Genomic DNA, 24,812 nt, shown 5'->3' on the forward strand with positions numbered 1-24,812 from the left:
GCTCAATATGACAACAAATCCGCTATAATCTGCGCTTAGATTTTAAGAAAGGAAAGCAAGAATGAAGCCATATTTGTGCGATTTACTTCAGCTTTTTTCGCAAAGCCGCTTAAGTGGCTATGCCAATCCACAAGAACACGAGCAAAATCTATATTTAATAGCCCATATCGCGCATAAAATAGGAATCCTAGAAATTATCATAAGAAACAAAATAGACTTCTTGCTATCTCAAAAGGATTCGCAATGGCTTGAAAAGATTATTTTGCAAAATCAAAGCAGAGATAGCCTCATCTCCGCTCAAAACTTAGGATTCTGGCTAAAAGTAGTGGATTTTTATAAAATCCATAATGCGATTTTTAAAACAGAGTTTTTGGATACCTTAGATTTTAAGAAGTATTTTGATAAAAACAAAGATACTTTTCACACAAATCACACAAGAATAATGCGACATCACAAAGCGAAAGCGATTTTATTACTTCTGCGACTTATTCGCAATCGCGCCTTTCATTTTGAGAATCTCTATAAAATCGTAGGCAATGGCTATCCTAGATTAAATGTAAAAATCACAAATAAGCACAATGAAGCAGTTTATATAGCAATCCACCCAGACAAAATTGTAGAGTTTTTAAACGATCTGTTAGGGAGCTTTCATAAGGACTTGGTGCATTATGGAGAAGTAAAGGTGGGGGCAAGTGCCCCCTAGATAGAACCGACATTATAATGCAAAATTGTAAATTCAAGCTTAAAGGACGAGTATGGGCATAAAGGAGCTTTTAGGGTTTTTAGAATGTGAGAAAGTGGAGTTTAAAGAGCTGGGGGAGTTATGTGAGATAAATGGCGGAAAATTAAACGCAAACAAAGCGCAATCTAAAGGCTTATATGAATTTTTTACCTATGATTACAATAATCCTAAATTTGTGGATAATTATGCTTGGGATACTGAAGCTTTAATTATTTGTAAAAAAGATAATGGCGAAAATCCTTGCCGATACTTTAACGGGAAATTTAATGCTTTTCAGTGGATGCGGATTTTACATAGCTTTAAAAATGGAGCAAATATTCACTACATTAAATATTATTTTAACGCTATATTTATGCAATTTTTACAAACAAATTCAATTAACATTAGCTTACCTTATATCGCCATAGAAACGATTAAAAAATTCCAAATCCCCATTCCGCCGCTAGAAATTCAGCAAAAAATCGTAGATATTTTAGACGCCTTTACAGAATTACAAGCAGAATTACACGCGCGCCGCAAGCAGTATGAATATTATCGAAACAAGCTTTTAAGCTTTGAAGAGCTAGAGAAACGCGCAAATGCGATTGGGGGGGGCTTAAGCTTGTAAGCTTGGGCGAAGTGTGTGAAAAAATCTCAAATATAAAGTGGAAAGAAATGCAAAATCAAACTTTTAAATATATTGATTTAACTTCTGTGGATAGGGAAAATTGCCAAATCACACAAACGCAAACCATTACTAAAGAAAATGCCCCTAGCCGTGCCCAACAAATCGTGCAAACTGATGATGTAATTTGCGGAACAACACGCCCAACTCTACAAAGATACTGCCATATTACAAAAACTTACGATAAACAAATTTGTAGCACAGGCTTTTGCGTATTGCGTGCTAACAAAAAATACATATTACCAAAATGGATATTTTTTAATTTAAAAACAAGTAAATTTTTAAATCATATTGAAAGATTTCAACAGGGGGCAAGTTATCCAAGCATTGCAGATGCTGATTTAAAAAACTTCCAAATCCCCCTACCACCTTTAAAAGTGCAAAATGACATTGTAGAGCTTTTAGACAAATTTGACACACTAGCAAATGACCTAAGCGCAGGGCTGCCCGCCGAGATAGACGCTAGGAAAAAACAATACGAGCATTACAGAGAGAGACTTTTAAGCTTTATTGCAAAGGATTAACTCCCTCATCTTTTAAATTCATCGTTATAGCTACGCCCTTATTTTTAGGAGGATAGGCGATAAATTTGCCTTTTTGACTTTCTAAGAATTCCAAAACCTTAGCGTCAAAAATGCTATCATAGCTCTTTTCTACTGAGGTGTAGCCGAATTTCCCCTCGCTATCGATGAAAATTTTTACCTTGACGCCTATATTTTTAGGATTAGGATAGTATTGACTCCAACGCTGCCGGATCACCCTTTCAACCCTGCCCAAAAACTCATCATAAATCCCTACTTTTTGGGACTGGGCGCCTTGTCCGTTGGCGGTGCTTTCTTCTGGGATGAGATTGTTGTTTAATTGCTTGAGTAGCTCGGCAGCACTTTGAGAATTCGCACCTTGACTCGACTTTGCGGAGGATTGAATTTGAGTGGTTTTTTCTTCTTGGATTTCTTTGACATTGCCAAAAAGGGCGTTAAAATCGGTGGCTTTTTGATTAATATCTTGCGTTTTGACCATTTTATTGGTGGTTTGGGCGAAGAGTTCGTTGACATTAATAGGATTTGACTGCTCGGGCTTCGGAGTGGGCTTAGGGGTGGGGATTTTGGCTGAAGATTCGCTTAATTCAACATTAATAAAACTATCCTTTAAATCCGTGTGGTTTAAAACAGGCTCTTGCGCAGTAACCAGCCTGAAAAATACAAAGCCAACAACGATAAAATAAACCCCGCAAGCCAGAAAAAAGGAGGTGGAATTGCTCAAGCCATAATTTTTCATCATTATTCAGTCTGTAAGGCGACCTTGCTAAAGCCTAAATTTTTTACGCTTCTTAGCACAAAAATGACATCATCATATTTTAAGCTCTTATCCGCTCTAATGAAAACGGGCTCCTCGGTGTTAAATTGTGCCTTTTTTTGGGCGAGATTATCAGCAAAAGAGACAAAGTCGAATTTTTCTTGATTGATGAAAATCTCTTTTTTGGCATTGACACTCACAATAAGGCTTTTTATGGTCGGCGAACTTGCACTTTTTTGCGAACCTTGAGGGAGATTGACCCTTTCTTCGTAGGTGATGCTTGGAGCTGTAACCATCAAAATGGCTAATAAAACAAGCATAATATCCACTAAGGGAGTGATATTAAGCTCGGGCTTTTCATCATCAAAGGGCATCTTAACCTCTATGCGAGCTGAGGATTTTAATCTCGCTATCGATAATGCTTAAAAGCTCAAAAGCCTTCCGCTTGATGATAAGATGAAAGGTATAAGCTGGGATAGCAACTAAAATTCCACAGCCAGTAGCTACTAAAGCCTCGCTGATTTTGGGGGCGATGATACTTAAAGAATTTTGTGTGCCAAGCCCCCCAAAAGTCTCAAGTATAGAAATAACAGTCCCAAAAAGCCCTATAAAAGGCGAAGTGGAGGCGATGATACTGAGCCAAGTCAGCCCCAAGGAAGAGCGGCGAGAGGCTAAATTTTTATAAATTTCTAAATGAGAAAGGCTGGTGTCGGTGCATTTTCTTAAAATAGAATTCGTGCGACTCAAGTCCTTTTCGCCCAAAAGTAAGCTTTCCAAGCTTTCTTTTTCCTTGCTGCGCCAATTTGCTAAAAAAGTTAATCTCGCAAAAAGTATGGCAAAAGAAAGGATAAAATAAAAAGAAAGCCAAGCCAAAACCACATAGGTAATAAGACTGGATTCATTAAAAAAATGGAAAATAACCTCGAAATTCATACATTTGCCTTAGCATTATCAAGCTTAGAAAAAGTCGCTGCTAGGGCGGCATTATCCGAACTCATAGCTTTGATTAAGTCTTTTGCGTTATTAAGATTTTTCTCAATCTCACTTTCACTTGAGCCGCACACCCAAACCGCGCCTTTGGCTAGAACGCAAATCTTGCTTTCATCGACCTTAGCATAGCCTGAGTCAATGGCAACTAATTCGTGTTTTAAATCTTGCTTTTCTACATCAATGACGCCAGATTTTAAAGAAGCTACTAAACTCGCATGCCCCCTTAAAACACCAAATTCCCCCTCGCTTCCAGGTAAGGTAACGGACTTTACCTCTCCTTGATAAATCATTCCTAGAGGGGTTACTATTTCTAAAGATATTAAATCCTGCATCAATTAGCCTTTTTTTGTTCAACCTTACAATTATCTAAGCAAGTATCACCTCTACTAATCTCCCTCAGAGTTTCTGCCTTAGCAATTGCCTCGTCAATATTTCCTACCATATAAAAAGCATTTTCTGGCAAGTGGTCGTATTTGCCCTCTAAAATTCCCTTAAAACCTGCTATCGTTTCTTCAAGGCTTATATACTTGCCAGGGCTCCCTGTGAAAACCTCCGCCACAAAGAAAGGCTGGGATAGGAATTTCTCTATTTTCCTTGCTCTTTCGACGACAAGTTTATCTTCTTCACTAAGCTCGTCCATACCTAAGATAGCGATAATATCTTGTAAATCTTTATACTTTTGAAGCACAGATTGAACGCCTCTTGCTACCTTATAATGCTCCTCACCTATGATTTGTGGGTCAAGCATACGCGAAGTTGAATCAAGTGGATCAACAGCTGGATAAATTCCCTTTTCAGCAATAGCACGGTTAAGCACAGTCGTGGCATCAAGGTGCGCGAAAACTGTCGCTGGGGCAGGGTCTGTCAAGTCGTCCGCTGGGACATAGACAGCTTGAACAGAAGTAATAGAACCTTTTTTAGTGGAAGTAATCCTCTCTTGAAATTTACCCATTTCACTCGCCAAAGTCGGCTGATAGCCAACCGCGGATGGAATTCTCCCCAAAAGTGCGGACATTTCGGAGCCTGATTGAGAAAATCTAAAAATATTATCGATAAACATCAAAACATCAAGCCCCATTTCATCCCTAAAATACTCAGCCATCGTAAGTCCGGTAAGAGCAATGCGATTCCTAGCGCCCGGCGGTTCGTTCATTTGTCCATAACAAAGGGCAACCTTATCCAAAACATTGCTTTCTTTCATCTCATTATAAAGGTCATTTCCCTCACGCGTTCTTTCACCCACGCCAGCAAATACAGAATAACCGCTATGTTTAAAGGCGACATTGTGAATAAGCTCCATAATAATCACCGTCTTACCCACACCGGCACCGCCGAAAAGTCCTACCTTACCACCCTTAGCATAAGGCGCGAGCAAATCTACAACCTTAATACCCGTTTCAAAAATTTCACTCTTAGTGCTTTGCTCTTCAAAAGCAGGCGGGTCTCTGTGGATACTCCAATGCTTATCAAAGCTTATCTCTTCGCCCTCATCTATCAAATCGCCCGTAACATTAAAAATTCTTCCCAAAACTTTTTCACCCACAGGCACAGAAATAGGACTTCCCAAGGCTTTAGCCTCCAGTCCCCTCACCAAACCATCGGTCATATCCATGGCAATGGTTCTTACTCTATTGTCCCCCAAATGTGCGGCGACTTCTAGGATTAATTTTTGCTCTTTTCCATCGTTATTAAAATCTACCCTTATCGCTTCGTTAATTTGTGGTAGATAATCATCAAAATCCACATCTACAACAGGTCCTAATACCTGCGAAATAAATCCTTGCATGCTTTCCTCTCTCCTTAGAATTTTATTATTTCATCGATTCCACACCGCTGATAATCTCAATAAGCTCGGTGGTGATGGACTCTTGTCTTGCCTTGTTGTAGGCTAAATTCAGCTGCTTCACTCTCGCCTTTGCGTTGTTCGTGGCATTATCCATAGCCTGCATTCTGGCACTATGCTCAGCAGCCAAAGAATCGATGAGGGCGAAATACATATTGTATTCAAAATAGGTCTTCATCAATTCCTCTAAAAGCTCTCTTTCCTCCGGCTCAAATTCCAAAAGCGAATTTGTGGATTTTTCATCAATAGCTTTAGGCTCCACAGGGATAAGATGACTAATTTTAAGCTCTTGAGTGATCATATTTTTATAGCCATTATGCACCAAAACAATAGCATCGGTCTCTCCAGCCAAATAATCCTCAACCGCGGCACTAATCACCTCACAAGCTTTTTCATAATCAGGACTTGAGCTAAGATGAAGATATTTTTTCAAAAGCTCTCTTTTTTGGAAATTAAAATACTCTATGCCTGTTTTTCCTATGGCTCTTAATCTCACAGCAATATTTTGCTCTTCATAATCCTTTAAAAGCTCATCTACGGCTTTAATGGTCTTAATATTAAAGCCCCCACAAAGCCCCTTATCTGCGGTGATAAAAATTACATCTACATTTTTAAATTTTTCTCTTTTTTGAAAACAGCTTAATTGAATATCTTTTTCATCTTGATTTGCCTTGTGAATTTGAAAAGAAATTTCATTAAGCATTTCATCAATTTTTTGTGCGTAAATTTTAGACCTCTTCGCTGCTTCTTCAGCTTTTTTAAGCTTTGCAGTAGAAACAAGTTTCATCGCATTGGTCGTTTTTTGCGTATTATGAACGCTTTTTATCTTTCTTTTAATTTCTTTAAGATTAGACATAAAAAAGCCTTATAGATGATTTTCTTTAAAATCTTCAATAGCCTTAGCTAATTTATCTTCCAAATCTTTATCCAAAGCCTTTTTGGTGCGAATTTGCTCAAAAAGGTCTGGATATTTAGCCTCAATAAAAGGATAAATACCATCTTCAAATTCTCTAATTTTGCTTACCACCACATCATCTAAAAATCCTCTTGTTCCTGCAAATATAAGCACAACTTGCTTTTCCACAGATAAAGGCGAATAAGGCGGTTGCTTTAAAAGCTCGACCATTCTTTGTCCGCGTTCTAATTGCTTACGACTTGCTTCATCTAAATCACTTGCAAACTGAGCGAAAGCTTGAAGCTCCCTATACTGCGCCAAATCAAGCCTTAAAGTCCCAGAAACTTGCTTAGTCGCTTTAATCTGTGCTGCTCCACCCACACGAGATACGGATAAACCGACATTAATAGCAGGGCGAATGCCTGAATTAAACAAATCTGTTTCTAAGAAAATTTGTCCATCCGTAATGGAAATAACATTAGTTGGAATATAAGCAGAAACATCTCCCGCTTGCGTTTCTATAATAGGCAAAGCCGTCAAACTTCCTGCACCAAGCTCGTCATTAAGCTTAGACGCTCTTTCAAGCAATCTTGAATGTAAATAAAACACATCACCAGGATAAGCCTCACGACCCGGAGGACGGCGTAAAATCAAAGACATCTCGCGATATGCCACCGCATGCTTACTTAAATCATCATAAACAATCAAAGCGTGTCTTGAGCTATCCCTAAAATATTCACCCATAGTTACACCAGCATAAGGGGCGAGATATTGTAAAGCAGAGGAATCTGAAGCACCTGCATTTACAACTATGGTATATTCCATAGCACCATGCTCTTCAAGCCTTTTTACCACTTGAGCAACCGTGCTTTGCTTTTGCCCTATGGCAACATAAATACAAATAACCCCTTGTCCTCTTTGAGAGATGATGGTATCCACAGCGACGGTAGTTTTACCCGTTTGCCTATCGCCTATAATTAACTCTCTTTGTCCCCTACCGATAGGAACGAGGGCGTCAATCGCCTTAATCCCAGTATGCAAAGGTTCGTGAACGCTTTTTCTCGCCATAATACCCTTTGCCTTCTCTTCAACAAAACGGAATTCACTTGCATTTATAGGACCCTTAGCGTCAATAGGCTCTCCCAAAGCATTAACAACACGACCGATTAAAGCCTCTCCAACAGGCACTTTAAGAAGCTTTTTAAGCCTTTTAACAGAGTTGCCCTCCCTTAAGCCTTCACCCTTTCCTAAAACAACTATACCAACACTGCTTTCTTCAAGGTTAAGCGCCATACCTTTTTCACCATTTTCAAACTCAACCATCTCTCCAGCCATAATGTTTTTAAGACCATAAACCTTAGCCACACCATCTGCAACAGATATGATTTTGCCAGTTTCTTCAATTTCCAAATTTAAGTCAAAATTTTCTATTCTTTCTTTAATAATAGAACTGATCTCATCAGCTTTAAATTTCATTCATATTCTCCTTAAATAGTTTTAAGTATAAACTCGCTTAGTTTATTTTGCAAAGTTTTCATAGAAAAAGAAAGCTCATAGCCAAGCTCCTCCAACGCAATTTTTACCCCATCAATTTGTGTCATTTGAACGCTTAGTTGAATTTTAACATTAAATTTTGCACTAAGCTTATTTTCAAGTTCTTTTAAACTTTGTTCGTCTAAATTTTCACTCGTATAAACCACGCCCAAAAAAACATTTTCCTTAAAGGCATTTTGTCTTTCAAGCTCTTCAACGATGTATGGCACACAAGAAAGTCTTGAATTTTCTATCAAAATTTTTAGAAAATTTTTAAAATTTGGGCTAAGTTGTTCAAAAAAAGACTGGATAAGCTCTAGCTTTTTTTCTTTTTTAATCTCGGTAGATTCCACTAAAATTCTAAATTTAGCCAAGGTAAAAGCCGAAGCTAAGATGCGTAAATTTTCATAAAAATCTTTAGCATCAGCCCTTAAAGCAATGGCTTTGGCATATTTTTTTGCTACCGTATTCATTAAGAAGCCTTTTTCATCATAATATTAATAATTTCTTTTTGTCCAAAATGTGCATTGTTTTCATCAAAAAGCTCGGCTAAAATTTGAGAGATGACCTCTTTTTCCATTTTTCTCAATTCATATTCTTTTTGCTCTTCAAAATGCCTATCCAAAAGTGCAAGCTCTCCTTGCAATTCTTCTTTAATCCCGTTTGCTAAAATTTCCGCTTCTTTTTTAGATACAATCAAAGCCTCCGCAGCATTAGCCTTTGCCTCTTCTAGCTTTTTCATCATATCAAGCTTTTTAGATTTACTTTCAAGCAATTTTTTTTGTATCTCATCTAATCTAGAAGAAATTTTTAAAATACGACTTTTATAAAAATGCTTCACAGGATTGACTAATAAATAATAAAGTATCGCAACGAAGATAACAAAATTCACCGTTCTAGGTATAATGTCATACTCTCCACTTCCACTCGGTGCAGCAACAGCACTTAAAGGCAATAAATAAATAAGATAAATTAACCCCTTCATCACTCTCCTTAAATCTTTTTAATATTATTTTCTAAAAGTTGTTTAAATTCTGGTAAGTTTTTTAATAAATTTTGCTTCAATTCCTCTTTTTGTGCATTAAGCTCGACATAAAAACTTGCCATTTTACGCTCAAGCTCTTCCTTCTTTGCTTTAATTGCGACTTGTGCTTCTTCTTTGGCTTGATTAATAGCACTTTGTTTAATTTTATGAATTTCTTCTCTTGTGTTTTGATGGATTTTTTCTACCTCATCGTTTGCTCCAAGCATTTCTTGTGAATTTTCCTTGACCTTATTTTCATCATTTTTAATGGAGCTATTTCTCTCATCTATAAATCTTAACAAAGGCTTGTATAGCATAGAATTTAAAATCAAAATCATAACTAAAAAAATTGCCATTGTGGCTAACATTATCGAAATGTGCATATCTGAAAACATTATTTTCCTTTATCATAAACTATTGTAAATACTGTATCTAAAACAAACTAAATTCTAAATTTCAAGCTAAAATTTCAAATAATTTTTTAATTTTATCTTTATTTGTTAAATATATTGTTAGTTTTTCCCTTTTATTTTCACACTTTAAGCCATATTGATTTAAAATTTTCTTAATTTTTTGCATATCCTCATCAAATTCAAAAGAAAATTTTTCATCTTTTGGCTTTTTATTTTTCAAATTTTGGACGATTTTCTCAGTATCTCTTACACTTAATTTTTGCCCTATAATGCTATCGACCATAGTTTTTTCATCATCTTTTTTAAGTCCAACTAAAATTTTAGCGTGCCCTTGTGAAATTTTACCTTCGGCAATTAATTTTTGCGTTGTTTGTTCTAAATTTAAAAGTCTTAGTGTATTTGTGATTTGCGCGCGACTTTTATGGATAATGGACGCTAAATTTTCTTGAGTGATTTGATGCTCTTCAATCAAACTTTTGTAAGAATAAGCCAATTCGATAGGATTTAAATTTTCTCTTTGTATATTTTCTATCAAAGCAAGTTCTCTAAGCCTTTTTTCCTTGACATCAGCCACAAAAGCCAAAATGCTCTTAAGTCCTAAAATTTTACTCGCCCTAAGCCTACGCTCTCCCGCGACTAAAATATAACGCCCATCTTTTTTAAGCACGATAATGGGCTGAATGAGTCCATATTCTTTAATAGAATTAGCAAGCTCCTCCAAAGCCTCTTCGTCAAAATGCTTTCTAGGCTGGTAAGGGTTAAGGTCTATTTTAGCTAAAGGAATTTCGCTGACTTGATTTGTATCCAGTCCTAATTCTTTGCTATATACCTCGTCCAAATCGCCGATTAATTTACTTAAACCTTTATCTTTATTTAAACCCATCAATTTATCCTAAAATACAATAAGCTAAATTTTGATACGCCAAAGAACCGGGTGATTTTATATCATAAAGTATAATGGGCTTCCCAAAACTTGGACTTTCCGCAAGTTTTACATTTCTAGGGATAATGATAAAGTCATCTTCACTGCTTTTCATTTTAAAAAGCTGCTTTTTGAAATTTTGCTTTAAATCCTCCACAACATCTTTAGAAAGATTATTTTGCGAACTATACATAGTCGGCAAAAAGCCCCTAACCTTAAGCTTTGGATTAATCGTTTTTTTAATAATCTTAATGGTATTTAGCACCATAGCCACACCTTCAAGTGCATAAAATTCACATTGTATAGGGATAATCACACTATCACTCGCCGCAAAAGCGTTAATGGTAATATTTCCAAGTGCAGGAGGCGAGTCTATAATGATAAAATCATACTTATCCACGACTTCCTCAAGTTGCCTTTTAAGCATCATTTTCTTTTCATTTCCCTCATCTTTAGCAAGCTCTTGTTCTATACCGACAAGCCCTATATTTGACGGAGCTAAATGCAATTGAGGTAATTCTGTTTTTAAAATAATATCACTAAGCTTTTTTCTGCCTATAAAAACATGATAAATGTTATATTCATAATTATTTCTATTAAAACCAAGTCCTGTTGTTGCATTTGCCTGTGGATCTACATCGATTAAAAGCACTTTTTTTTCTGCTACCGCCAAAGAAGCGGCTAAATTGACCGCTGTGGTCGTTTTACCCACACCACCTTTTTGATTTGCTATCGTAATTACTTCGCTCATCTTAAACTATATACCCTTTTATTTGCTAATAATATCGAACCATCTTCATACAAAAGGGCATCTTTTAATGCATAAAGCCTACCCTCATAATGGACACTAAATTTTTTTGATTTTTCAAATTCTAACACATACTTACTAAAAATCTGCTTCCATAAAAATTTTTTTTCCAAAACTTTTATAAATTCCTCCACCAATTCTTTAATCTCTATTTCAATATCACAAAAGGTGGCATTTTGCGGAGCAAATTTAAGATTAAGCCCCATACCACAGACTACAAATTCGCCTATTTTATGACTCATCACTCCGCCGACTTTTTTATCTCCTAAATACAAATCGTTCGACCATTTAAGCCAAATTTGTGAGCCTTTTTGTGCCAAAAGATCCTTTAAAAGATAGGCAAAATAAATACTCACAGAAGCCAAAGGCAAATCACTTGGCAAATCTTCCTCTCTTACGCAAAAAGAAAGATGTAAATTCCCCCTAGAGCTAATCCAAGCATTATCTCTACTCCCCACTCCGCTAGTTTGTTCCAAAGCGTAAATGGCGGTATTTTGCCTTATCTCATCTTTTCTTATTTGTTCGCATAAAAAAAGCTGCGTGGAGGCTATTTTTTCAATACAAATAATCTGCACTCTTTAGCCTTTTTCCATTTAAAAAAGTTCTCCCATCAAGAGCTTTTTTACCACTTTCTTGCAGCACTTTAATCCTTAAAGTTCCTTTTTTACAAGTTAGCAAAAAACTCTCTTTTTCTAGGGCTAAAATAAGCCCCTCTTTTTCATTTTCCTTTTCATCATAAAGTTCTATATCTAAAAATTTCAAACCATTTTCCAAAAAAACACCCGGCCAAGGATAAAAGGCTAAAAATTTACGGTATAGCTTTTTTGCATGACTTAAATCTACCAAACCATCTTCTTTTTTGATTTTCTTACAAATACTAACCTTGCTTTCATCTTGTTTTTGTGGGGTGATTTGAGAAAAATGACGCAAAGTTTCCACCGCTAAAGAAGCTGCTAAATTTCCAAAAATTTCAAAAACTTCCTCTGCCTTCTTATCTTTGATATCGCACTCCACGCTTTGTAAAATAGCCCCCGTGTCAAGACCTGCATCCATAAGCATAGAGCAAACTCCACTAACCTCATCGCCATTTAAAATCGCACTTTGTATGGGACTAGCACCACGGTATTTAGGCAAAAGTGAAGCGTGAAGGTTGATACAAGGAGCTAGATCTAAAATATTTTGTGGCAATATTTTACCATAAGCAGCAACCACTATAAAATCAGGCTTTAAAGCCTTTAAGCTTTCAAAAAGCTCTTTATCTTTAAGACTTTTAGGGGTAAAAATGGGAATTTGAGGGGCAGTTTTTTGCAAAAAAGCCTTAGTGTCGCTAGGGGTTAAAATTTGTTTTCTTCCCACCGCTTTATCGGGCTGAGTAAAAAGTGCTAAAAGTTCAAAATGCTTTAAGAGTTCTTGTAAAATAAGAGTTGCATAAGCTGGAGTTCCCATAAATACAAGCTTTTTCATATAAAACCCTTTCGTAAATTTATGGGAAAAGCCCCAAAAGGACTTTAAAGACCTACGGCACTCAAAGTTTGATATTTGCTCATATAAATTTGAGCTTCAATCTTGCGCATCGTATCCAAGGCCACTTGAACGACAATGAGCACCGAAGTGCCCCCGAAATAAAACGGAACACCCATAAATTTCACCAAAACCCAAGGCAGGGTCGCCACGAGGGCTAGGTAGATAGAGCCTGAGAGGGTCAGGCGGGAGGCGACTTCGTTGAGGTAGTTTGCCGTGCCCTCACCGGGACGAATGCCGGGGATGAAACCGCCTTGCTTTTTGAGATTTTCGGCAATATCCTTAGCGTTGAAAACGATGCTCGCATAAAAATAAGCAAAGAAAATCACAAACAAAAAGGTCAAAATGTGAAAAAAATAGGAATTTGGATTGAGAAAATCGTTGATCGCTAGGATGTAGGGGTTCGTGCTGGTTTGCAAAATGGTCGCGGGAAACATTAAAATCGCACTTGCAAAAATAGGAGGTATCACACCACTTAAATTTACCTTAATAGGGATATAGTTCATAATGCGCTTGTTTTGATTTTGCATCACAACCTTACGAGAATAAGAAATAGGAATTCTACGCTCCCCAAGCTCAACATAAATAATCACGCCTATAGTTAATAAAATAAGCAATAAAATCGCAAAAGCAGTTAAGAAATTCATCTCACCTGAATTAATTTGTCCAACGCTGTTTGAAATGGCTGAAGGTATAGTAGAAACGATACCCGCAAAAATGATAAGTGAGATACCATTACCTACGCCTTTTTGTGTGATTTGCTCTCCTAACCACATCAAAAGCATAGTTCCAGCTAACATAGAAATAGCACATAAAGCGATGAAAGTATTTAAGTCCTCTACCATAATAGCACTTGAACCACCACGCCCGTGCAAACTTTGCAAACCTATGGCGACACCTATACTTTGCACTAAGGTAATCACAATGGTCGCATAACGAATAATTTGCATATATTTTTGCATACCATCGCGTTCTTTTTTCATCTTGCCTATGTTAGGAAAAGTTGCTGCAAGAAGCTCCATAATAATAGAAGCCGTGATATAAGGCATAATCCCCAAGGAGATAATGGAAAATCTCTCCGCCGCTCCGCCGCTAAAAACATTAAAAAGCCCTAACGCATTATTTTCATTATGATTAAAAAATTCTGCAATAACATCAGCATTGACGCCGGGAACTGGCACATAAGCTAGAACCCTATAAGCAAATAAAAATGCTAATGTAATTAAAATTTTATTCGTCAATGCTCTATTCATTATTTTATTCCGCTAAGGCTGATATTTTCATCTTTAACTTTAGCTTTTAAATCCTTCGCACTTGCACCGATTAGCTTAATTTTGCTAACAGATTTTGAAATTTTATGCACGGATTTAATGCTTTCAAAAGTAATTTCACTCAAATTTTTTATCGCCGTAATTTTTTCGACATTAATCACATAAGGTTTTTCGACCTTAGAAGTAAAACCCACTTTTGGCAATCTTCTTTGAAGCGGCTGCTGTCCTCCTTCAAAGCCCCTTTTTTCATTGTAGCCCTTTCTGGCGGTTTGACCCTTGCCACCTCTGGTGGAAGTCTTACCCATACCACTACCTTGACCGCGACCGATTCTTTTAATTTTTCTTGTCGATCCTGCTGCTTTTGTTAAATTCATTTTTTATCCTTTTAGCATCGTTAAGGCTTTGATAGTCGCACGAACCACATTTGCCGAATTATTTGAACCTAAAGATTTTGTTAAAATATCTTTAATCCCAGCAAGCTCTACAATAGGACGCGTAGAACCACCAGCGATAACACCCGTTCCCTCACTAGCAGGCTTGAGCAAAATGCGACTTGCATTATACTTAACCTCAACATCGTGAGCTATGGTAGAGCCTTTAGTCTTAACCTCAACCATATTTTTAAAAGCATCATCAACAGCCTTGCGAATCGCATCTGGGACTTCCTTAGCCTTGCCATAGCCTACGCCGACAAGCCCTTTTCTATTACCCACAATCACTAAAGCAGTAAAGCGAAATCTCCTACCACCTTTAACGACCTTAGTAACTCTACCTATATCGACAATGACTTCTTCAAATTCTTCTCTATTATAATTTTGCATAAACTCTCCTTATAGCCTAATGCCATTTTCTCTTAAAGACTCTGCTAAAGCTGCAATCACTCCGTGATATACATAGCCATTTCTATCAAAAACGCCTTGTTCTATTTTCTGTGCTTTAAGAACTTTTGCAAATTCTGCACCGATTTTCTTTGCGCCGTCTTTATTTGCCTTAATGCCTAATTTATGCCCATCAGCTGCTGCTAAGGTAATATTTTTTACATCATCGATAGCTTGGATATATAGCGTTCTGTTGGACTTGAAAACAGAAATTCTAGGATTTTGCTCACAGCCTGAAATTTTCGCTCTGATTCTTTTTTTTCTTTTGATTCTAAGATTAATTTTTCTTTTTAATACCTTTGCTCTCATGTCCGCTCCTTACTTCTTAGAGGTTTTGCCCGCTTTGCGGATGATGCGCTCATCGGCGTATTTGACGCCCTTGCCTTTGTATGGCTCAGGCGGTCTAAATTCACGGATTTGTGCGGCGACTTGTCCCACCGCTTGCTTGTCGCTTCCCTTGACGATGACATTGTTTTTATCCACGGCGATTTCAATGCCTGCGGGAATTTCGTAATTAATAGGATGAGAAAAACCAAGATTTAATTCCAAAACCTTGCCCTTTAAAGCCGCCTTATAACCTACTCCATTAATCTCAAGTGTTTTAGAAAACCCTTCCGTCAAGCCTACAATGACATTATAAGCTAAAGCTCTATAAGTTCCCCAATAAGCCCTACTTTGTCTATCTTCACCTTTTGGAGAAAAAAGAATTTGATTATCTTTAATCTCAACATTAACATTTGCCTTAGTGTCTAAGTCCTTTGCCAAATTTCCCTTTTTAAATTTAAGCAAAGTTCCTTCTAATTTTACCTCTACGCCATTTGGAATAGCGATAGGTTGCTTACCGATACGAGACATATTTTTCCTTTTTATTTGTCTAGGATATTTCTACTTTTTGAAAGAATGCATACCCAATGCCATAAAAAGCAGATTTACCAAATAGTACATAAAATTTCGCCGCCCACACCCGCTTTAAAAGCCTCATCGTTAGCTAAAACGCCACGACTAGTGCTAACTACAATAGTACCATAACCATTTTTAAAGCGTTTAATTTCGTCTTTGCCTTTATAAACGCGGCGACCCGGCTTAGAAATTCTCTTAAGCTCATTAATAACGCTTTTGCCTTTTTCATCATATTTCAAAACAACATTGATGAATTTTTTCTTGTCCTCTTCAACGACATTAAAGCTATCAATATAACCCTTAGCTCGAAAGATCCCCACCAAGGCCTCCACGACCTTAGAGTGCAAAAGCTTAGTCGTTTCAAGTCTTCTCATACCTGCATTGCGAATTCTTGTAAGAGAGTCTGAAATTATATCATTAATCATATTTTATCCTTACCAACTTGCTTTTTTAAGACCTGGGATTAAGCCTTCATTGCCCATTTTTCTAAGGCAAACTCTGCAAATTCCAAAATCTCTATAAACTGAATGCGGACGCCCACAAATTTGACATCTTGTGTAGCCACGAACCTTAAATTTAGGCTTTCTCGCTGCCTTTGCTATCATTGATTTTTTAGCCATTTTGTCTTCCTTTTGCAAATGGCACACCGATAAGCTCCAAAAGCTTCTGTGCCTCTTTATCATTTTGTGCAGTTGTAACGATAGAAATATTCATTCCGTGAGTGCGTAAAATTTTATCATACTCCACCTCAGGAAACATCAGCTGCTCATCAAGCCCAAAATTATAATTCCCACGCCCATCAAAACCATCCCTACTAAGCCCGCGAAAATCCTTCACTCTAGGCAGAGCGATGGAAATGAGCTTGTCGAGAAAGGCGAACATGTTATTTTTTCTTAGGGTTACCATCACGCCTACAGGAAAGCCCTCGCGCACCTTAAAGCTCGCAACGGATTTTTTTGCCTTCGTGATGACCGCCTTTTGTCCTGCGATCAAAGAAATGGTATCGGCAATATTTTGCAGGACCTTCTGATCCTTAGCTAATTCTCCAGCACCCACACTAATCACAACCTTTTCAAGAGCAGGGATAAGCATAGGATTTTTAATATCAAATTCCTTAACTAAAGCCGCTTTAATATCTTGACTATATTTTTCTTTTAATCTCATAGCCTCTCCTAAATTTTTGCCACATTAGAAATATCCATAGGCATTTCTTTATTAACAAAGCCTCCATTTGGATTTTTCTCACTCGGCTTAATAGCTTTTTTTGCGATTTTACAACCTTCAACCACAACCTTAAGTGTTTTAGGATACACCGCTAAAACTTTACCTGTTTTACCCTTATCATCACCTGTGATAATCTTAACGCTATCACCTTTTTTGATTTTTAATTTTATTGCCATTATAATACCTCCGGTGCTAGTGAAACAATTTTCATAAAGCCACCATATCTAACTTCTCTGCCAACAGGTCCAAAAATACGCGTTCCCACAGGCTCTCTTTTAGCATCAAGTATAACAGCCGCATTTTCATCAAAACGAATCAAAGAACCATTATCTCTATGAATTTCTTTTTTTGTTCTGACAATCACTGCTTTAACAACCTGACCTTTTTTCACTTTTCCATTAGGCAAAGCCTTCTTAACCGATGCGACTATCACATCGCCTATGGTAGCGTAACGCCTCTTGCTACCCCCCAAAACCTTAATGCACATTAATTCTTTTGCACCGCTATTATCCGCAACTGCAAGTCTTGTAAAACTTTGTATCATCACTCAGCTCCTGCTATTAATACAGATTTTAAGCGAAAAGCTTTTCTTTTTGAAATAGGTCTGCACTCTACTGCCGCAATCACATCTCCCACTTTAGCTTCATTTCTTTCATCGTGAATCAAATATTTTTTAAAGCGCTTGACGATTTTTCTATATCTTGGATGAACGACCTTTCTTTCTACCAAAATACTAGCTGTTTTATCTCCAGCAATTTTCACAACAACGCCTTGAATTTCTCTTTTAAATGTCATAATCCATCCTTATCTTAAAGCGCTAATTGCTGTATTTATTCTAGCAATGTCTTTTTTAACTTGACTAATTTCTTTAGGATTAGTCAATTGCATTGTTTTTAGCTTTTGTTTCAAGGTAAATAAAAGCAACTTTTTTTCTTTTAGCATAGCACCAAGCTCGGCTGCGGTTTTATCCTTAATCTCAGTATATTTCATTTTGACTCTCTCTTGTAACAAACTTTGTCTTAAATGGCAATTTATGCATAGCTAAAGTTAGCGCTTGTCTAGCCATATCTTCACTTACGCCAGCCATTTCGTAGATAATACGTCCGGGCTTAATATTCATCACCCATTCTTCAACGCCGCCCTTACCCTTACCCATACGCGTTTCTAAAGGCTTTTTTGTCAAAGGCTTATCAGGAAAAACCCTAATCCAAGTCTTACCCTGTCTTTTAACAAAACGCGTTAAAGCGATACGAGCCGCTTCTATTTGACGAGAATTAATACGCCCAGCTTCAGTTGCTTTTAAAGCATATTCACCAAAAGTAAATTCCGTTCCTCTATTTGCGTAACCTCTATTACGACCCTTCATCATTTTACGATATTTTGTTCTTTTTGGCATTAACATAGTTATTTACCCCTTCTTGTGCGTCTTGACTTTTTCGCAGGTGCATTGTCTTCATTTTTTTCTGCTTGAAAGCCCTTTTGTAAAACTTCGCCTTTAAAAATCCACACTTTAACGCCTATATTTCCATAAGTCGTCCTTGCCTCTGCAAAGCCATAATCAATCTTAGCCCTTAAAGTATGAAGCGGAACACGCCCTTCAAGATACCATTCTGTCCTAGCCATTTCAGCCCCACCCAAACGACCAGAAACAGAAACCTTAATCCCCTTAGCTCCCACCTTTTGCGCGCCCTGAATCACTTTTTTCATTGCTCTTCTAAAGGCAATTCTTTTTTCAAGCTGCGTCGCAACACTTTCTGCGGCAAGCTGTGCCGAAGAGCCCGCTTTTCTTTCTTCTTTAATGTTAATATTGACATCTTTTTTAATCAAATCTTGCAATTCTTTTTTCAAAAGATCAACATCGCTTCCCTTTTTACCGATGATAATACCCGGTCTTGCAGCCACTACGGTAACGCGAAGTTTTTTAGCCGTTCTTTCTATTAAAATTTGAGAAATTCCAGCATAGTAAAGTTTTCTTTTTAAGAAAGCCCTAATTTTATAATCCTCTCCGATATTCTCCACTAAATTTGCCTTAGTGGGAAACCATCTTGACTCCCAATTTCTATTAATTCCTAGTCTTAAACCTATTGGATTTACTTTTTGTCCCATTTAGCTTTCCTTTTTTGCTGTTGCTTTTTTAGTGCTTGTAGTTTTCTTCACTACTTTAGCTGGAGTTTTTTTCTCCTCTTTTTTCACTTCAAGCTTTGCTACCTCAACCATAATATGAGAAGTAGGCTTTCTAATGCGACTTGCACTTCCTCTAGCACGCGGACGAAATCTTTTAAGAACCGCACCAGCATCAACACGGCAGCTTTTTACCACAACCTCATTAGCCTCAAAGCCTCCATTTGCCACAGCACTTGATATAGCATTAGCAATATATTTAGCACCCTTATTGGGCATAAATTTCAAACTCGCCATAGCAAGTTCAGCGTTCATACCCTGAACTTCTCTTGCAATGAGTCTTGCCTTAGTAGGAGATAATCTTATGAATTTAATCAATGCTTTACTCACTTTCTCCCCCTACTTACCAATTTTCTTTTGCACAGAGCCTTTATGACCCTTAAAAGTTCGTGTTGGCGCAAATTCGCCAAGCTTATATCCTATGTGATTTTCCGTGATATAGACAGGGATAAAAACTTTGCCATTATGGACATTAAAGGTTAGTCCTATCATATCAGGGATAATGGTGCTTCTGCGCGACCAAGTTTTGATAGGTTTATTGTCATTAGTCTTTTTTGCTGCGATGACTTTTTTCATTACATGGTCATCTACAAAAGGACCTTTTTTGAGTGAACGAGCCATCTTATTTTCCTTTTCTTCTTGAAATGATTAATTTATCACTAGCTTTTTTACGACGAGTTTTCGCACCTTTAGTTGGTTTGCCCCAAGGCGTTACAGGATGGCGACCTGAATTTTTCTTACCCTCGCCCCCGCCGTGTGGGTGATCGACTGGGTTCATTGCCGAACCTCTTGTTTGAGGGCGAATTCCCCTATGACGGTTGCGTCCTGCTTTACCTATGGTAATATTTGCCCATTCTTCATTGCCCACTTCGCCTATGCTAGCCATACATTCCGCTAAAACCTGTCTCATCTCACCGCTTGCAAGTCTCAAAATGACATATTTTTCTTCCTTACCCATAAGCTGTGCATAAGCACCAGCTGAACGAATCATTTGACCGCCTTTACCCGGTTTTAATTCGACATTATGCACGATAGTTCCCACAGGGATATTCTTAAGCTTCATTGCATTGCCCGGCTTTATATCAAGACCACCCTCAGCCGCTGAAATTTTGTCGCCAACTTTTAGCCCTCTTGGTTGCAAAATGTATCTTTTCTCACCATCTTTATAAGCGATTAAAGCAATGCGACAATTTCTATATGGATCATATTCAATCGCCTCAACCTTGCCCTCAATACCAAATTTACGACGCTTAAAATCAATAATCCTATAAAGCTTCTTCGCACCCGCTTCTTTATGGCGACTTGTAATGCGACCATAGCTATTACGCCCTGCGTGTGCTGGAAGCTTGATAAGTAGTGAGCGAACGCTCGGCTTTGCTGTAATGTCTTCTGAGCTTACCCCAGTAATGTATCTTCTACTTGGAGTATAAGGTTTATAAGTTTTAATTGCCATCTTAAGCCTCCGCACTTTCTAAGCTAACTCCCTCAGGTAGCTTTACATAGAATTTCTTATAGTCGTTTCTTTGTCCCAAACGCCCTCTAAAACGCTTCACTTTTCCATTTATCTTTAAAGAATTAATACTTTGAGGCGTTACACCAAAATATTCTTTTAACACAGCCTTTAAGCCTGTTTTTGTCATTTTAGGAGAAGTTTGAATCACAACCACACCAAGTTCTTGTAAATTGAGGCTTTTTTCTGTATAAAGTATTGTTTTTATATCCATAATATCTGCCATAATCATCCCTCTTTTGTAATTGATTCTAACGCTGATTTTTCTATAATCACAGCATTAAATACAGATACTAAATAAGCATTAACTTCCGTTACATCAACAACATAGCAATTTGCTAAATTTCTATATGCAAGAAGTGTTTTTTCATCTAGTAAATCTTTAACAATAAGCGCATCTTTCACACCAAGCTTCTTAATAACCGCATTTGCGTCTTTTGTTTTACCACTTTCTATATTTAAAGAATCTGTCATAAAAAGGGTGTTTTTAATCGCCTTATCGGCTAAAGCTCTTTCAAGTGCTAGTCTTTTTTGCTTTTTATTAACCTTTTGAAAATAATTTTTTTCATTTTTAGGACCAAAAGCCACAGCTCCACCCACCCAAACATTCGTTCGCGTAGAGCCCGCTCTCGCACCGCCGCGTCCCTTTTGCCTCCAAGGCTTTTTACCTCCACCGCTTACATCACTTCTACCTTTAGTATGTGCGGTATTTGCCCTTAAACTTGCAAGATAAGATTTCACATACAAATAAAGATTATGTGGATTTACCTCAGCATATTTAGCAGGAAGTTCAAGCTCACCTGATTTTTCAAACTTTTCGTTTAAAACAACTACCTTACTCATTTTGCAATCCTTATTCTACCCATAGCACCATTAAAACCTGGCACTGCACCTTTTAATACTAAAATTTTATTTTCCGCATCGTAAGATACAAGCTCGTTTTTAACGCTTACTTTTGTGTTTCCATAATGCCCAGCCATTTTCATACCCGGTTGCACACGACCAGGCCACTCTCTATTACCGATAGAGCCGTGTCTTCTATGAAATCTACTTCCGTGGCTTGCAGGTCCTCCGCCAAAATTATGTCTTTTCATCACACCGCTATAACCACGACCTTTGGAATTAAAGCTTACTTTTAGAATTTTTGCTTCGTTTAGTGGGCTTTCATCTAAGTCTCCAGCTTCTGTATTTGCAACCTCTAAAGTGGCAAATTTATTAAATTCTGCCGATAAATTATATTTTTTCTGCATACCAGCGATGCACTTATTATTTGCTTTTCCTTTGGAATAAGCGACCAAAGCCTTACCGCCCTCTTGCACTTCACAAACCTTAGCGCCTACAACTCTAAGTAAGGTTACGGCTATGCTTGGATTACTTACGGTTCTACTCATTCCTATTTTCTCTACGATATATTCCATATTTTATCCTTTATTTTCCCATAGCTCTAACTTCGACACTTACTTCTGGCGCTAAATCAAGCTTAGTTAAAGAATCAACCGTATCTGGAGTCGCTGCGACTATATCAAGCATACGCGCGTGAATTCTTATCTCAAATTGCTCACGAGAATCTTTGTTGATATGTGGAGATTTTAACACCGTATAGCGTTTAATCTTTGTAGGCATAGGCACAGGACCTCTTATATCCGCACCTGTTCTTTTAACAGCTTCTACTATGGCTGCAACTGTTCTGTCTAGTACTCGATGGTCATAAGCCTTGAGCTTAAGCCTAATTCTTTCCATAAATTTTCCTTTGTATAAAGAACTCGTTAGTTTGACTAACCAAAATAAAAATGGGAGTATAGTAAAATCGCTCTTCAAAAGTCAAGTAAATTGAGAATTTTTTGCTATTTTTTTCCTTTTATAAAGGATAAAAATCACATTTTAACCCTTTAAAATCCTCCCAAAATTTTTCCTTTGAGCTTATATCAAATTTTTTTGCTTTGTATGTAAAATACAATCTTTGAGAGTGCAACATTAATCTTTTTGCACCTGTGAGTTTAATCCTTTCATCTTGGCTTAGTTTTCCATCTAAAATTTGCTCGATTTGTTCTTTTTTTAAACCATAAAGGGGCTCACCTAAAATTTGATGACCGCTATGAAAAAGATGCAAACGAAGCTGATGCTGCCTACCCGTAAAGGGCTTACAAAGCACCAAGCTAGCATTTAAGTCTGGGTAAAATCGCACTCTTTTAAAAAAACTTAAAGCTCTTTTTCCATCTTCACAAATTTGCATTCTTGTTTTAACATCATCATAATTTTGCGTTAAACGCATAGGCAAATCGACCTCAAATTCCTCCTTTATCAAGCCTTGCGTTAGAGCCAAATACTCCTTTTGAATTTCTCTTTTTTCAAACATAGTCTTAAATTCCACTTGTGAATTTTTACTTTTAGCGACTAAAATTAGTCCGCTTGTTTCCTTATCAAGTCTATGGACCACACAAGCCTCCATTCCCCAAAGCTCCCAAATTTCATCACACAAGCTATACGCACAATGACGACCATTTGGATGGCTCAACACTCCACTTGGTTTTTCAAGCACCGCAAATTCCTCATTTTCATAAACGATTTTAACGCCTTTTGGAGCATTTTCATAAACGATTAATTCCACCACACCCTGCAAAATTTCATTTTTTTTCTTTACCAAATTTCCATTGCAAAAAAGTCTTTTTTTATCGATGAGTTTTTGAGCCTCATTTATGGGAATTTTTAAACTTTGCATAAGAAATAAAAATGCCTTTTTTTCGGCATTTGAAGGAATTTCCAATTTAATTTTTTTATAAGGCATTTTTTTAACCTTTTTTAAAACTTGCTTTGCTACAATTTCACTTTTTTAAATTATAACAAAAAAGGTTTATAGGCTATGGTTGAAAGATACAGCAGAGAGATTATGGCAAAAAAATGGGACTTAAATGCAAAATATGATGCTTGGCTTAAAGTCGAATTAGCCGCTGTAAAAGCGTGGAATAAACTTGGTCTCATCAATGATGAAGATTGCGAAAAAATTCAAAAAAACGCCAAATTTGACATTGCTAGAATTGATGAAATAGAAAAAACAACCAAACACGATGTAATCGCCTTTTTAACAAGTGTAAGTGAAAGTTTAGGCGAAGAAAGTCGCTTTGTGCATTATGCGATGACAAGCTCTGATTGTATCGATACGGCAGTAGCTTTACAAATGAAAGAAAGTCTAGAACTTATCTTAGAAGATGTCGAGCTTTTACTGGAGGCTTTGAAACAAAGAGCAAATGAGCATAAAAATACTCTAATGGTCGGTAGAAGTCATGGAATTCACGGAGAGCCTATTACCTTTGGGCTTGTTGTGGCGATTTGGTATGATGAGATTAAAAACGCTAAAGAGCTTTTACTTCACGCTAAAGAAACTATAAGTTATGGTAAAATAAGCGGTGCTATGGGGAATTTCGCTCACGCCCCACTAGAATTTGAAGAAGAAATTTGTAAAAATTTAGGCTTAAAACCAGCCCCCATTTCTAATCAAATCATACAAAGAGACCGCTACGCACAAGTGCTTTCAGCTCTTGCTGTTTTGGCGGCAAGTTGTGAGCAAATCGCCGTTGCGATAAGACATTTTCAACGCACAGAAGTGTATGAAGCGGAGGAGTATTTTAGTGAAGGACAAAAAGGAAGCTCGGCTATGCCACATAAAAGAAATCCCGTGCTTAGTGAAAACATCACAGGACTTTGCAGAGTGTTACGCTCCTTTGTAACTCCAGCCCTTGAAAATGTGGCTCTTTGGCACGAAAGAGATATTAGCCACTCAAGTGTAGAAAGATTTATCCTTCCCGATGCTTTCATTACGGCGGATTTTATGCTAATGCGTCTTACAAATTTGATAGAAAAACTTCTTGTTTATCCTCAAAATATGATGAAAAATTTAAATCTTACTGGCGGACTTGTCTTTTCACAACGCGTACTTTTAGAACTTCCTTTTAAGGGGTTAAGCCGTGAAGAAGCTTACAAAATTGTCCAAAGAAACGCTATGAGAGTATGGAAAGATTTACAAGAGGGCAAATCAGCATTAAATGAAAAAAACGAAAGCTTATTTTTACTCGCCTTACTTGACGATGAAGACTTAAAGGCTAAATTAAGCGAAGAAGATATACGCAAATGCTTTGATTATGCGTATTACACAAAAAATATTGATTCAATTTTTAATAGAGTATTTAAATAAAAAGGCAG

40 protein-coding genes are annotated in these 24,812 nt (G+C 37.2%); 4 read left to right on the forward strand and 36 right to left on the reverse strand.

The genetic code is table 11. The features are described 5' to 3' along the window. Positions 1 to 61: 61 nt before the first annotated feature. Genes NYG92_RS01780 through NYG92_RS01790 form a run of 3 tightly spaced genes read left to right on the forward strand, consistent with a single transcriptional unit; the run spans position 62 to position 1,930 of the window. A complete protein-coding gene (locus NYG92_RS01780; protein ID WP_289233347.1) occupies positions 62 to 703 on the forward strand; it encodes a hypothetical protein in 642 nt (213 codons plus the stop codon). 52 nt (positions 704 to 755) lie between these two features. Next, positions 756 to 1,349, forward strand: coding sequence for a restriction endonuclease subunit S (locus NYG92_RS01785; protein ID WP_289233348.1), 594 nt, complete (start codon positions 756 to 758; stop codon positions 1,347 to 1,349). 47 nt (positions 1,350 to 1,396) lie between these two features. Further along, positions 1,397 to 1,930 carry a restriction endonuclease subunit S gene (locus NYG92_RS01790; protein ID WP_289233349.1) on the forward strand — a complete coding sequence of 178 codons (534 nt, stop codon included), beginning with the start codon at positions 1,397 to 1,399 and terminating at the stop codon, positions 1,928 to 1,930. Here the strand turns inward: NYG92_RS01790 and NYG92_RS01795 are convergent. From NYG92_RS01795 to NYG92_RS01970, 36 genes are all read right to left on the reverse strand, one after another. After that, positions 1,914 to 2,684, reverse strand: a complete 771-nt coding sequence (locus NYG92_RS01795) for a TonB C-terminal domain-containing protein (protein ID WP_289233412.1) — start codon at positions 2,682 to 2,684, stop codon at positions 1,914 to 1,916. The two genes, NYG92_RS01790 and NYG92_RS01795, sit on opposite strands and share 17 nt — an antisense overlap. Before the next feature lie 2 nt (positions 2,685 to 2,686). After that, positions 2,687 to 3,076, reverse strand: a complete 390-nt coding sequence (locus NYG92_RS01800) for an ExbD/TolR family protein (RefSeq protein WP_270977203.1) — start codon at positions 3,074 to 3,076, stop codon at positions 2,687 to 2,689. A gap of 1 nt (position 3,077) precedes the next feature. Further along, entirely contained in the window at positions 3,078 to 3,635 is a 558-nt protein-coding gene (locus NYG92_RS01805; RefSeq protein ID WP_289233350.1) for a MotA/TolQ/ExbB proton channel family protein, read from the reverse strand. Further along, entirely contained in the window at positions 3,632 to 4,024 is a 393-nt protein-coding gene (gene atpC / locus NYG92_RS01810; RefSeq protein ID WP_289233351.1) for an ATP synthase F1 subunit epsilon, read from the reverse strand. Before atpC ends, NYG92_RS01805 begins: the two co-directional genes overlap by 4 nt. Further along, entirely contained in the window at positions 4,024 to 5,478 is a 1,455-nt protein-coding gene (atpD, locus tag NYG92_RS01815; protein ID WP_289233352.1) for a F0F1 ATP synthase subunit beta, read from the reverse strand. The genes atpC and atpD overlap by 1 nt, the downstream gene beginning before the upstream one ends. 25 nt (positions 5,479 to 5,503) lie before the next feature. After that, a complete protein-coding gene (gene atpG / locus NYG92_RS01820; RefSeq protein WP_270977199.1) occupies positions 5,504 to 6,391 on the reverse strand; it encodes an ATP synthase F1 subunit gamma in 888 nt (295 codons plus the stop codon). Positions 6,392 to 6,400: 9 nt separating this feature from the next. Beyond that, on the reverse strand, positions 6,401 to 7,906 hold the full coding sequence (atpA, locus tag NYG92_RS01825; protein ID WP_289233353.1) for a F0F1 ATP synthase subunit alpha: 1,506 nt from the start codon (positions 7,904 to 7,906) through the stop codon (positions 6,401 to 6,403). A gap of 11 nt (positions 7,907 to 7,917) precedes the next feature. Then, a complete protein-coding gene (locus NYG92_RS01830) occupies positions 7,918 to 8,436 on the reverse strand; it encodes a F0F1 ATP synthase subunit delta (protein WP_289233354.1) in 519 nt (172 codons plus the stop codon). Beyond that, on the reverse strand, positions 8,436 to 8,948 hold the full coding sequence (locus NYG92_RS01835) for a F0F1 ATP synthase subunit B (RefSeq protein ID WP_289233355.1): 513 nt from the start codon (positions 8,946 to 8,948) through the stop codon (positions 8,436 to 8,438). The genes NYG92_RS01830 and NYG92_RS01835 overlap by 1 nt, the downstream gene beginning before the upstream one ends. 8 nt (positions 8,949 to 8,956) lie before the next feature. Next, positions 8,957 to 9,382: a FoF1 ATP synthase subunit B' gene (locus tag NYG92_RS01840; protein WP_289233356.1), complete on the reverse strand. Its 426-nt coding sequence runs from the start codon at positions 9,380 to 9,382 to the stop codon at positions 8,957 to 8,959. Between the two features lie 61 nt (positions 9,383 to 9,443). Next, entirely contained in the window at positions 9,444 to 10,283 is an 840-nt protein-coding gene (locus tag NYG92_RS01845; RefSeq protein ID WP_270977192.1) for a ParB/RepB/Spo0J family partition protein, read from the reverse strand. 4 nt (positions 10,284 to 10,287) lie between these two features. After that, positions 10,288 to 11,073 (reverse strand): ParA family protein, encoded by a 786-nt coding sequence (locus NYG92_RS01850; protein ID WP_004278029.1) that lies wholly within the window; start codon positions 11,071 to 11,073, stop codon positions 10,288 to 10,290. Continuing rightward, complete coding sequence (locus NYG92_RS01855) at positions 11,070 to 11,705, reverse strand: biotin--[acetyl-CoA-carboxylase] ligase (protein ID WP_289233357.1); 636 nt, start codon at positions 11,703 to 11,705, stop codon at positions 11,070 to 11,072. Before NYG92_RS01855 ends, NYG92_RS01850 begins: the two co-directional genes overlap by 4 nt. Next, entirely contained in the window at positions 11,686 to 12,594 is a 909-nt protein-coding gene (fmt, locus tag NYG92_RS01860; protein ID WP_289233358.1) for a methionyl-tRNA formyltransferase, read from the reverse strand. The genes NYG92_RS01855 and fmt overlap by 20 nt, the downstream gene beginning before the upstream one ends. A 44-nt stretch (positions 12,595 to 12,638) precedes the next feature. After that, positions 12,639 to 13,904: a preprotein translocase subunit SecY gene (gene secY / locus NYG92_RS01865; protein ID WP_289233359.1), complete on the reverse strand. Its 1,266-nt coding sequence runs from the start codon at positions 13,902 to 13,904 to the stop codon at positions 12,639 to 12,641. Next, positions 13,904 to 14,296 carry a 50S ribosomal protein L15 gene (rplO, locus tag NYG92_RS01870; RefSeq protein ID WP_270977186.1) on the reverse strand — a complete coding sequence of 131 codons (393 nt, stop codon included), beginning with the start codon at positions 14,294 to 14,296 and terminating at the stop codon, positions 13,904 to 13,906. Before rplO ends, secY begins: the two co-directional genes overlap by 1 nt. 3 nt (positions 14,297 to 14,299) lie before the next feature. After that, on the reverse strand, positions 14,300 to 14,743 hold the full coding sequence (rpsE, locus tag NYG92_RS01875) for a 30S ribosomal protein S5 (RefSeq protein ID WP_289233360.1): 444 nt from the start codon (positions 14,741 to 14,743) through the stop codon (positions 14,300 to 14,302). A gap of 9 nt (positions 14,744 to 14,752) precedes the next feature. Next, positions 14,753 to 15,109, reverse strand: a complete 357-nt coding sequence (gene rplR / locus NYG92_RS01880) for a 50S ribosomal protein L18 (RefSeq protein ID WP_289233361.1) — start codon at positions 15,107 to 15,109, stop codon at positions 14,753 to 14,755. A gap of 9 nt (positions 15,110 to 15,118) precedes the next feature. Beyond that, positions 15,119 to 15,655 carry a 50S ribosomal protein L6 gene (rplF, locus tag NYG92_RS01885; protein WP_289233362.1) on the reverse strand — a complete coding sequence of 179 codons (537 nt, stop codon included), beginning with the start codon at positions 15,653 to 15,655 and terminating at the stop codon, positions 15,119 to 15,121. 74 nt (positions 15,656 to 15,729) lie between these two features. Beyond that, complete coding sequence (rpsH, locus tag NYG92_RS01890; protein ID WP_289233363.1) at positions 15,730 to 16,125, reverse strand: 30S ribosomal protein S8; 396 nt, start codon at positions 16,123 to 16,125, stop codon at positions 15,730 to 15,732. 9 nt (positions 16,126 to 16,134) lie between these two features. After that, positions 16,135 to 16,320 (reverse strand): type Z 30S ribosomal protein S14, encoded by a 186-nt coding sequence (locus NYG92_RS01895; RefSeq protein WP_002779433.1) that lies wholly within the window; start codon positions 16,318 to 16,320, stop codon positions 16,135 to 16,137. Then, the gene (rplE, locus tag NYG92_RS01900) at positions 16,313 to 16,864 is read right to left on the reverse strand and encodes a 50S ribosomal protein L5 (protein ID WP_289233364.1); all 552 of its coding nucleotides are present in this window, start codon (positions 16,862 to 16,864) and stop codon (positions 16,313 to 16,315) included. Before rplE ends, NYG92_RS01895 begins: the two co-directional genes overlap by 8 nt. A gap of 8 nt (positions 16,865 to 16,872) precedes the next feature. Next, positions 16,873 to 17,100 carry a 50S ribosomal protein L24 gene (rplX, locus tag NYG92_RS01905; protein WP_004275678.1) on the reverse strand — a complete coding sequence of 76 codons (228 nt, stop codon included), beginning with the start codon at positions 17,098 to 17,100 and terminating at the stop codon, positions 16,873 to 16,875. After that, positions 17,100 to 17,468, reverse strand: coding sequence for a 50S ribosomal protein L14 (rplN, locus tag NYG92_RS01910; RefSeq protein ID WP_289233365.1), 369 nt, complete (start codon positions 17,466 to 17,468; stop codon positions 17,100 to 17,102). Before rplN ends, rplX begins: the two co-directional genes overlap by 1 nt. Beyond that, positions 17,468 to 17,719, reverse strand: a complete 252-nt coding sequence (rpsQ, locus tag NYG92_RS01915; RefSeq protein ID WP_289233366.1) for a 30S ribosomal protein S17 — start codon at positions 17,717 to 17,719, stop codon at positions 17,468 to 17,470. The genes rplN and rpsQ overlap by 1 nt, the downstream gene beginning before the upstream one ends. A 9-nt stretch (positions 17,720 to 17,728) precedes the next feature. After that, positions 17,729 to 17,914, reverse strand: a complete 186-nt coding sequence (gene rpmC / locus NYG92_RS01920) for a 50S ribosomal protein L29 (RefSeq protein ID WP_270977178.1) — start codon at positions 17,912 to 17,914, stop codon at positions 17,729 to 17,731. Beyond that, on the reverse strand, positions 17,901 to 18,326 hold the full coding sequence (gene rplP, locus NYG92_RS01925) for a 50S ribosomal protein L16 (RefSeq protein ID WP_270977176.1): 426 nt from the start codon (positions 18,324 to 18,326) through the stop codon (positions 17,901 to 17,903). Before rplP ends, rpmC begins: the two co-directional genes overlap by 14 nt. A gap of 2 nt (positions 18,327 to 18,328) precedes the next feature. Then, complete coding sequence (gene rpsC, locus NYG92_RS01930) at positions 18,329 to 19,030, reverse strand: 30S ribosomal protein S3 (RefSeq protein ID WP_289233367.1); 702 nt, start codon at positions 19,028 to 19,030, stop codon at positions 18,329 to 18,331. Next, the gene (gene rplV / locus NYG92_RS01935; RefSeq protein WP_004278042.1) at positions 19,031 to 19,435 is read right to left on the reverse strand and encodes a 50S ribosomal protein L22; all 405 of its coding nucleotides are present in this window, start codon (positions 19,433 to 19,435) and stop codon (positions 19,031 to 19,033) included. It lies immediately after the preceding gene. A gap of 9 nt (positions 19,436 to 19,444) precedes the next feature. Beyond that, positions 19,445 to 19,726, reverse strand: coding sequence for a 30S ribosomal protein S19 (rpsS, locus tag NYG92_RS01940; protein WP_004275685.1), 282 nt, complete (start codon positions 19,724 to 19,726; stop codon positions 19,445 to 19,447). Position 19,727: 1 nt separating this feature from the next. Next, positions 19,728 to 20,558 carry a 50S ribosomal protein L2 gene (rplB, locus tag NYG92_RS01945; RefSeq protein WP_270977173.1) on the reverse strand — a complete coding sequence of 277 codons (831 nt, stop codon included), beginning with the start codon at positions 20,556 to 20,558 and terminating at the stop codon, positions 19,728 to 19,730. Position 20,559: 1 nt separating this feature from the next. Then, entirely contained in the window at positions 20,560 to 20,841 is a 282-nt protein-coding gene (locus NYG92_RS01950; protein ID WP_289233368.1) for a 50S ribosomal protein L23, read from the reverse strand. Between the two features lie 2 nt (positions 20,842 to 20,843). Next, entirely contained in the window at positions 20,844 to 21,458 is a 615-nt protein-coding gene (gene rplD / locus NYG92_RS01955) for a 50S ribosomal protein L4 (RefSeq protein ID WP_004278045.1), read from the reverse strand. Next, positions 21,455 to 22,033 carry a 50S ribosomal protein L3 gene (gene rplC / locus NYG92_RS01960; RefSeq protein ID WP_289233369.1) on the reverse strand — a complete coding sequence of 193 codons (579 nt, stop codon included), beginning with the start codon at positions 22,031 to 22,033 and terminating at the stop codon, positions 21,455 to 21,457. The genes rplD and rplC overlap by 4 nt, the downstream gene beginning before the upstream one ends. Positions 22,034 to 22,043: 10 nt before the next feature. Then, positions 22,044 to 22,355 carry a 30S ribosomal protein S10 gene (gene rpsJ, locus NYG92_RS01965; RefSeq protein WP_004275690.1) on the reverse strand — a complete coding sequence of 104 codons (312 nt, stop codon included), beginning with the start codon at positions 22,353 to 22,355 and terminating at the stop codon, positions 22,044 to 22,046. Between the two features lie 118 nt (positions 22,356 to 22,473). Further along, positions 22,474 to 23,400: an RluA family pseudouridine synthase gene (locus NYG92_RS01970; protein WP_289233370.1), complete on the reverse strand. Its 927-nt coding sequence runs from the start codon at positions 23,398 to 23,400 to the stop codon at positions 22,474 to 22,476. A gap of 75 nt (positions 23,401 to 23,475) precedes the next feature. On the opposite strand from NYG92_RS01970, the gene purB reads away from it, so the two are divergent. Then, positions 23,476 to 24,804 (forward strand): adenylosuccinate lyase, encoded by a 1,329-nt coding sequence (gene purB / locus NYG92_RS01975; protein ID WP_289233371.1) that lies wholly within the window; start codon positions 23,476 to 23,478, stop codon positions 24,802 to 24,804. Positions 24,805 to 24,812: the final 8 nt, after the last annotated feature.

The sequence above is a fragment of the Campylobacter felis genome (assembly GCF_030250085.1).
Classification (GTDB): Bacteria; Campylobacterota; Campylobacteria; order Campylobacterales; family Campylobacteraceae; genus Campylobacter_D; species Campylobacter_D upsaliensis.

What these genes read in the sequence shown, in the direction of transcription:
- NYG92_RS01780 (WP_289233347.1), top strand. Translation starts at nt 62, where the DNA reads ATGAAGCCATATTTGTGCGATTTACTTCAGCTTTTTTCGCAAAGCCGC.
- NYG92_RS01785 (WP_289233348.1), top strand. Translation starts at nt 756, where the DNA reads ATGGGCATAAAGGAGCTTTTAGGGTTTTTAGAATGTGAGAAAGTGGAG.
- NYG92_RS01790 (WP_289233349.1), top strand. Translation starts at nt 1,397, where the DNA reads ATGCAAAATCAAACTTTTAAATATATTGATTTAACTTCTGTGGATAGG.
- NYG92_RS01795 (WP_289233412.1), bottom strand. Translation starts at nt 2,684, where the DNA reads ATGAAAAATTATGGCTTGAGCAATTCCACCTCCTTTTTTCTGGCTTGC.
- NYG92_RS01800 (WP_270977203.1), bottom strand. Translation starts at nt 3,076, where the DNA reads ATGCCCTTTGATGATGAAAAGCCCGAGCTTAATATCACTCCCTTAGTG.
- NYG92_RS01805 (WP_289233350.1), bottom strand. Translation starts at nt 3,635, where the DNA reads ATGAATTTCGAGGTTATTTTCCATTTTTTTAATGAATCCAGTCTTATT.
- atpC (WP_289233351.1), bottom strand. Translation starts at nt 4,024, where the DNA reads ATGCAGGATTTAATATCTTTAGAAATAGTAACCCCTCTAGGAATGATT.
- atpD (WP_289233352.1), bottom strand. Translation starts at nt 5,478, where the DNA reads ATGCAAGGATTTATTTCGCAGGTATTAGGACCTGTTGTAGATGTGGAT.
- atpG (WP_270977199.1), bottom strand. Translation starts at nt 6,391, where the DNA reads ATGTCTAATCTTAAAGAAATTAAAAGAAAGATAAAAAGCGTTCATAAT.
- atpA (WP_289233353.1), bottom strand. Translation starts at nt 7,906, where the DNA reads ATGAAATTTAAAGCTGATGAGATCAGTTCTATTATTAAAGAAAGAATA.
- NYG92_RS01830 (WP_289233354.1), bottom strand. Translation starts at nt 8,436, where the DNA reads ATGAATACGGTAGCAAAAAAATATGCCAAAGCCATTGCTTTAAGGGCT.
- NYG92_RS01835 (WP_289233355.1), bottom strand. Translation starts at nt 8,948, where the DNA reads ATGAAGGGGTTAATTTATCTTATTTATTTATTGCCTTTAAGTGCTGTT.
- NYG92_RS01840 (WP_289233356.1), bottom strand. Translation starts at nt 9,382, where the DNA reads ATGTTTTCAGATATGCACATTTCGATAATGTTAGCCACAATGGCAATT.
- NYG92_RS01845 (WP_270977192.1), bottom strand. Translation starts at nt 10,283, where the DNA reads ATGGGTTTAAATAAAGATAAAGGTTTAAGTAAATTAATCGGCGATTTG.
- NYG92_RS01850 (WP_004278029.1), bottom strand. Translation starts at nt 11,073, where the DNA reads ATGAGCGAAGTAATTACGATAGCAAATCAAAAAGGTGGTGTGGGTAAA.
- fmt (WP_289233358.1), bottom strand. Translation starts at nt 12,594, where the DNA reads ATGAAAAAGCTTGTATTTATGGGAACTCCAGCTTATGCAACTCTTATT.
- secY (WP_289233359.1), bottom strand. Translation starts at nt 13,904, where the DNA reads ATGAATAGAGCATTGACGAATAAAATTTTAATTACATTAGCATTTTTA.
- rplO (WP_270977186.1), bottom strand. Translation starts at nt 14,296, where the DNA reads ATGAATTTAACAAAAGCAGCAGGATCGACAAGAAAAATTAAAAGAATC.
- rpsE (WP_289233360.1), bottom strand. Translation starts at nt 14,743, where the DNA reads ATGCAAAATTATAATAGAGAAGAATTTGAAGAAGTCATTGTCGATATA.
- rplR (WP_289233361.1), bottom strand. Translation starts at nt 15,109, where the DNA reads ATGAGAGCAAAGGTATTAAAAAGAAAAATTAATCTTAGAATCAAAAGA.
- rplF (WP_289233362.1), bottom strand. Translation starts at nt 15,655, where the DNA reads ATGTCTCGTATCGGTAAGCAACCTATCGCTATTCCAAATGGCGTAGAG.
- rpsH (WP_289233363.1), bottom strand. Translation starts at nt 16,125, where the DNA reads ATGATTAATGATATAATTTCAGACTCTCTTACAAGAATTCGCAATGCA.
- NYG92_RS01895 (WP_002779433.1), bottom strand. Translation starts at nt 16,320, where the DNA reads ATGGCTAAAAAATCAATGATAGCAAAGGCAGCGAGAAAGCCTAAATTT.
- rplE (WP_289233364.1), bottom strand. Translation starts at nt 16,864, where the DNA reads ATGAGATTAAAAGAAAAATATAGTCAAGATATTAAAGCGGCTTTAGTT.
- rplX (WP_004275678.1), bottom strand. Translation starts at nt 17,100, where the DNA reads ATGGCAATAAAATTAAAAATCAAAAAAGGTGATAGCGTTAAGATTATC.
- rplN (WP_289233365.1), bottom strand. Translation starts at nt 17,468, where the DNA reads ATGATACAAAGTTTTACAAGACTTGCAGTTGCGGATAATAGCGGTGCA.
- rpsQ (WP_289233366.1), bottom strand. Translation starts at nt 17,719, where the DNA reads ATGACATTTAAAAGAGAAATTCAAGGCGTTGTTGTGAAAATTGCTGGA.
- rpmC (WP_270977178.1), bottom strand. Translation starts at nt 17,914, where the DNA reads ATGAAATATACTGAGATTAAGGATAAAACCGCAGCCGAGCTTGGTGCT.
- rplP (WP_270977176.1), bottom strand. Translation starts at nt 18,326, where the DNA reads ATGTTAATGCCAAAAAGAACAAAATATCGTAAAATGATGAAGGGTCGT.
- rpsC (WP_289233367.1), bottom strand. Translation starts at nt 19,030, where the DNA reads ATGGGACAAAAAGTAAATCCAATAGGTTTAAGACTAGGAATTAATAGA.
- rpsS (WP_004275685.1), bottom strand. Translation starts at nt 19,726, where the DNA reads ATGGCTCGTTCACTCAAAAAAGGTCCTTTTGTAGATGACCATGTAATG.
- rplB (WP_270977173.1), bottom strand. Translation starts at nt 20,558, where the DNA reads ATGGCAATTAAAACTTATAAACCTTATACTCCAAGTAGAAGATACATT.
- NYG92_RS01950 (WP_289233368.1), bottom strand. Translation starts at nt 20,841, where the DNA reads ATGGCAGATATTATGGATATAAAAACAATACTTTATACAGAAAAAAGC.
- rplD (WP_004278045.1), bottom strand. Translation starts at nt 21,458, where the DNA reads ATGAGTAAGGTAGTTGTTTTAAACGAAAAGTTTGAAAAATCAGGTGAG.
- rplC (WP_289233369.1), bottom strand. Translation starts at nt 22,033, where the DNA reads ATGGAATATATCGTAGAGAAAATAGGAATGAGTAGAACCGTAAGTAAT.
- rpsJ (WP_004275690.1), bottom strand. Translation starts at nt 22,355, where the DNA reads ATGGAAAGAATTAGGCTTAAGCTCAAGGCTTATGACCATCGAGTACTA.
- NYG92_RS01970 (WP_289233370.1), bottom strand. Translation starts at nt 23,400, where the DNA reads ATGCCTTATAAAAAAATTAAATTGGAAATTCCTTCAAATGCCGAAAAA.
- purB (WP_289233371.1), top strand. Translation starts at nt 23,476, where the DNA reads ATGGTTGAAAGATACAGCAGAGAGATTATGGCAAAAAAATGGGACTTA.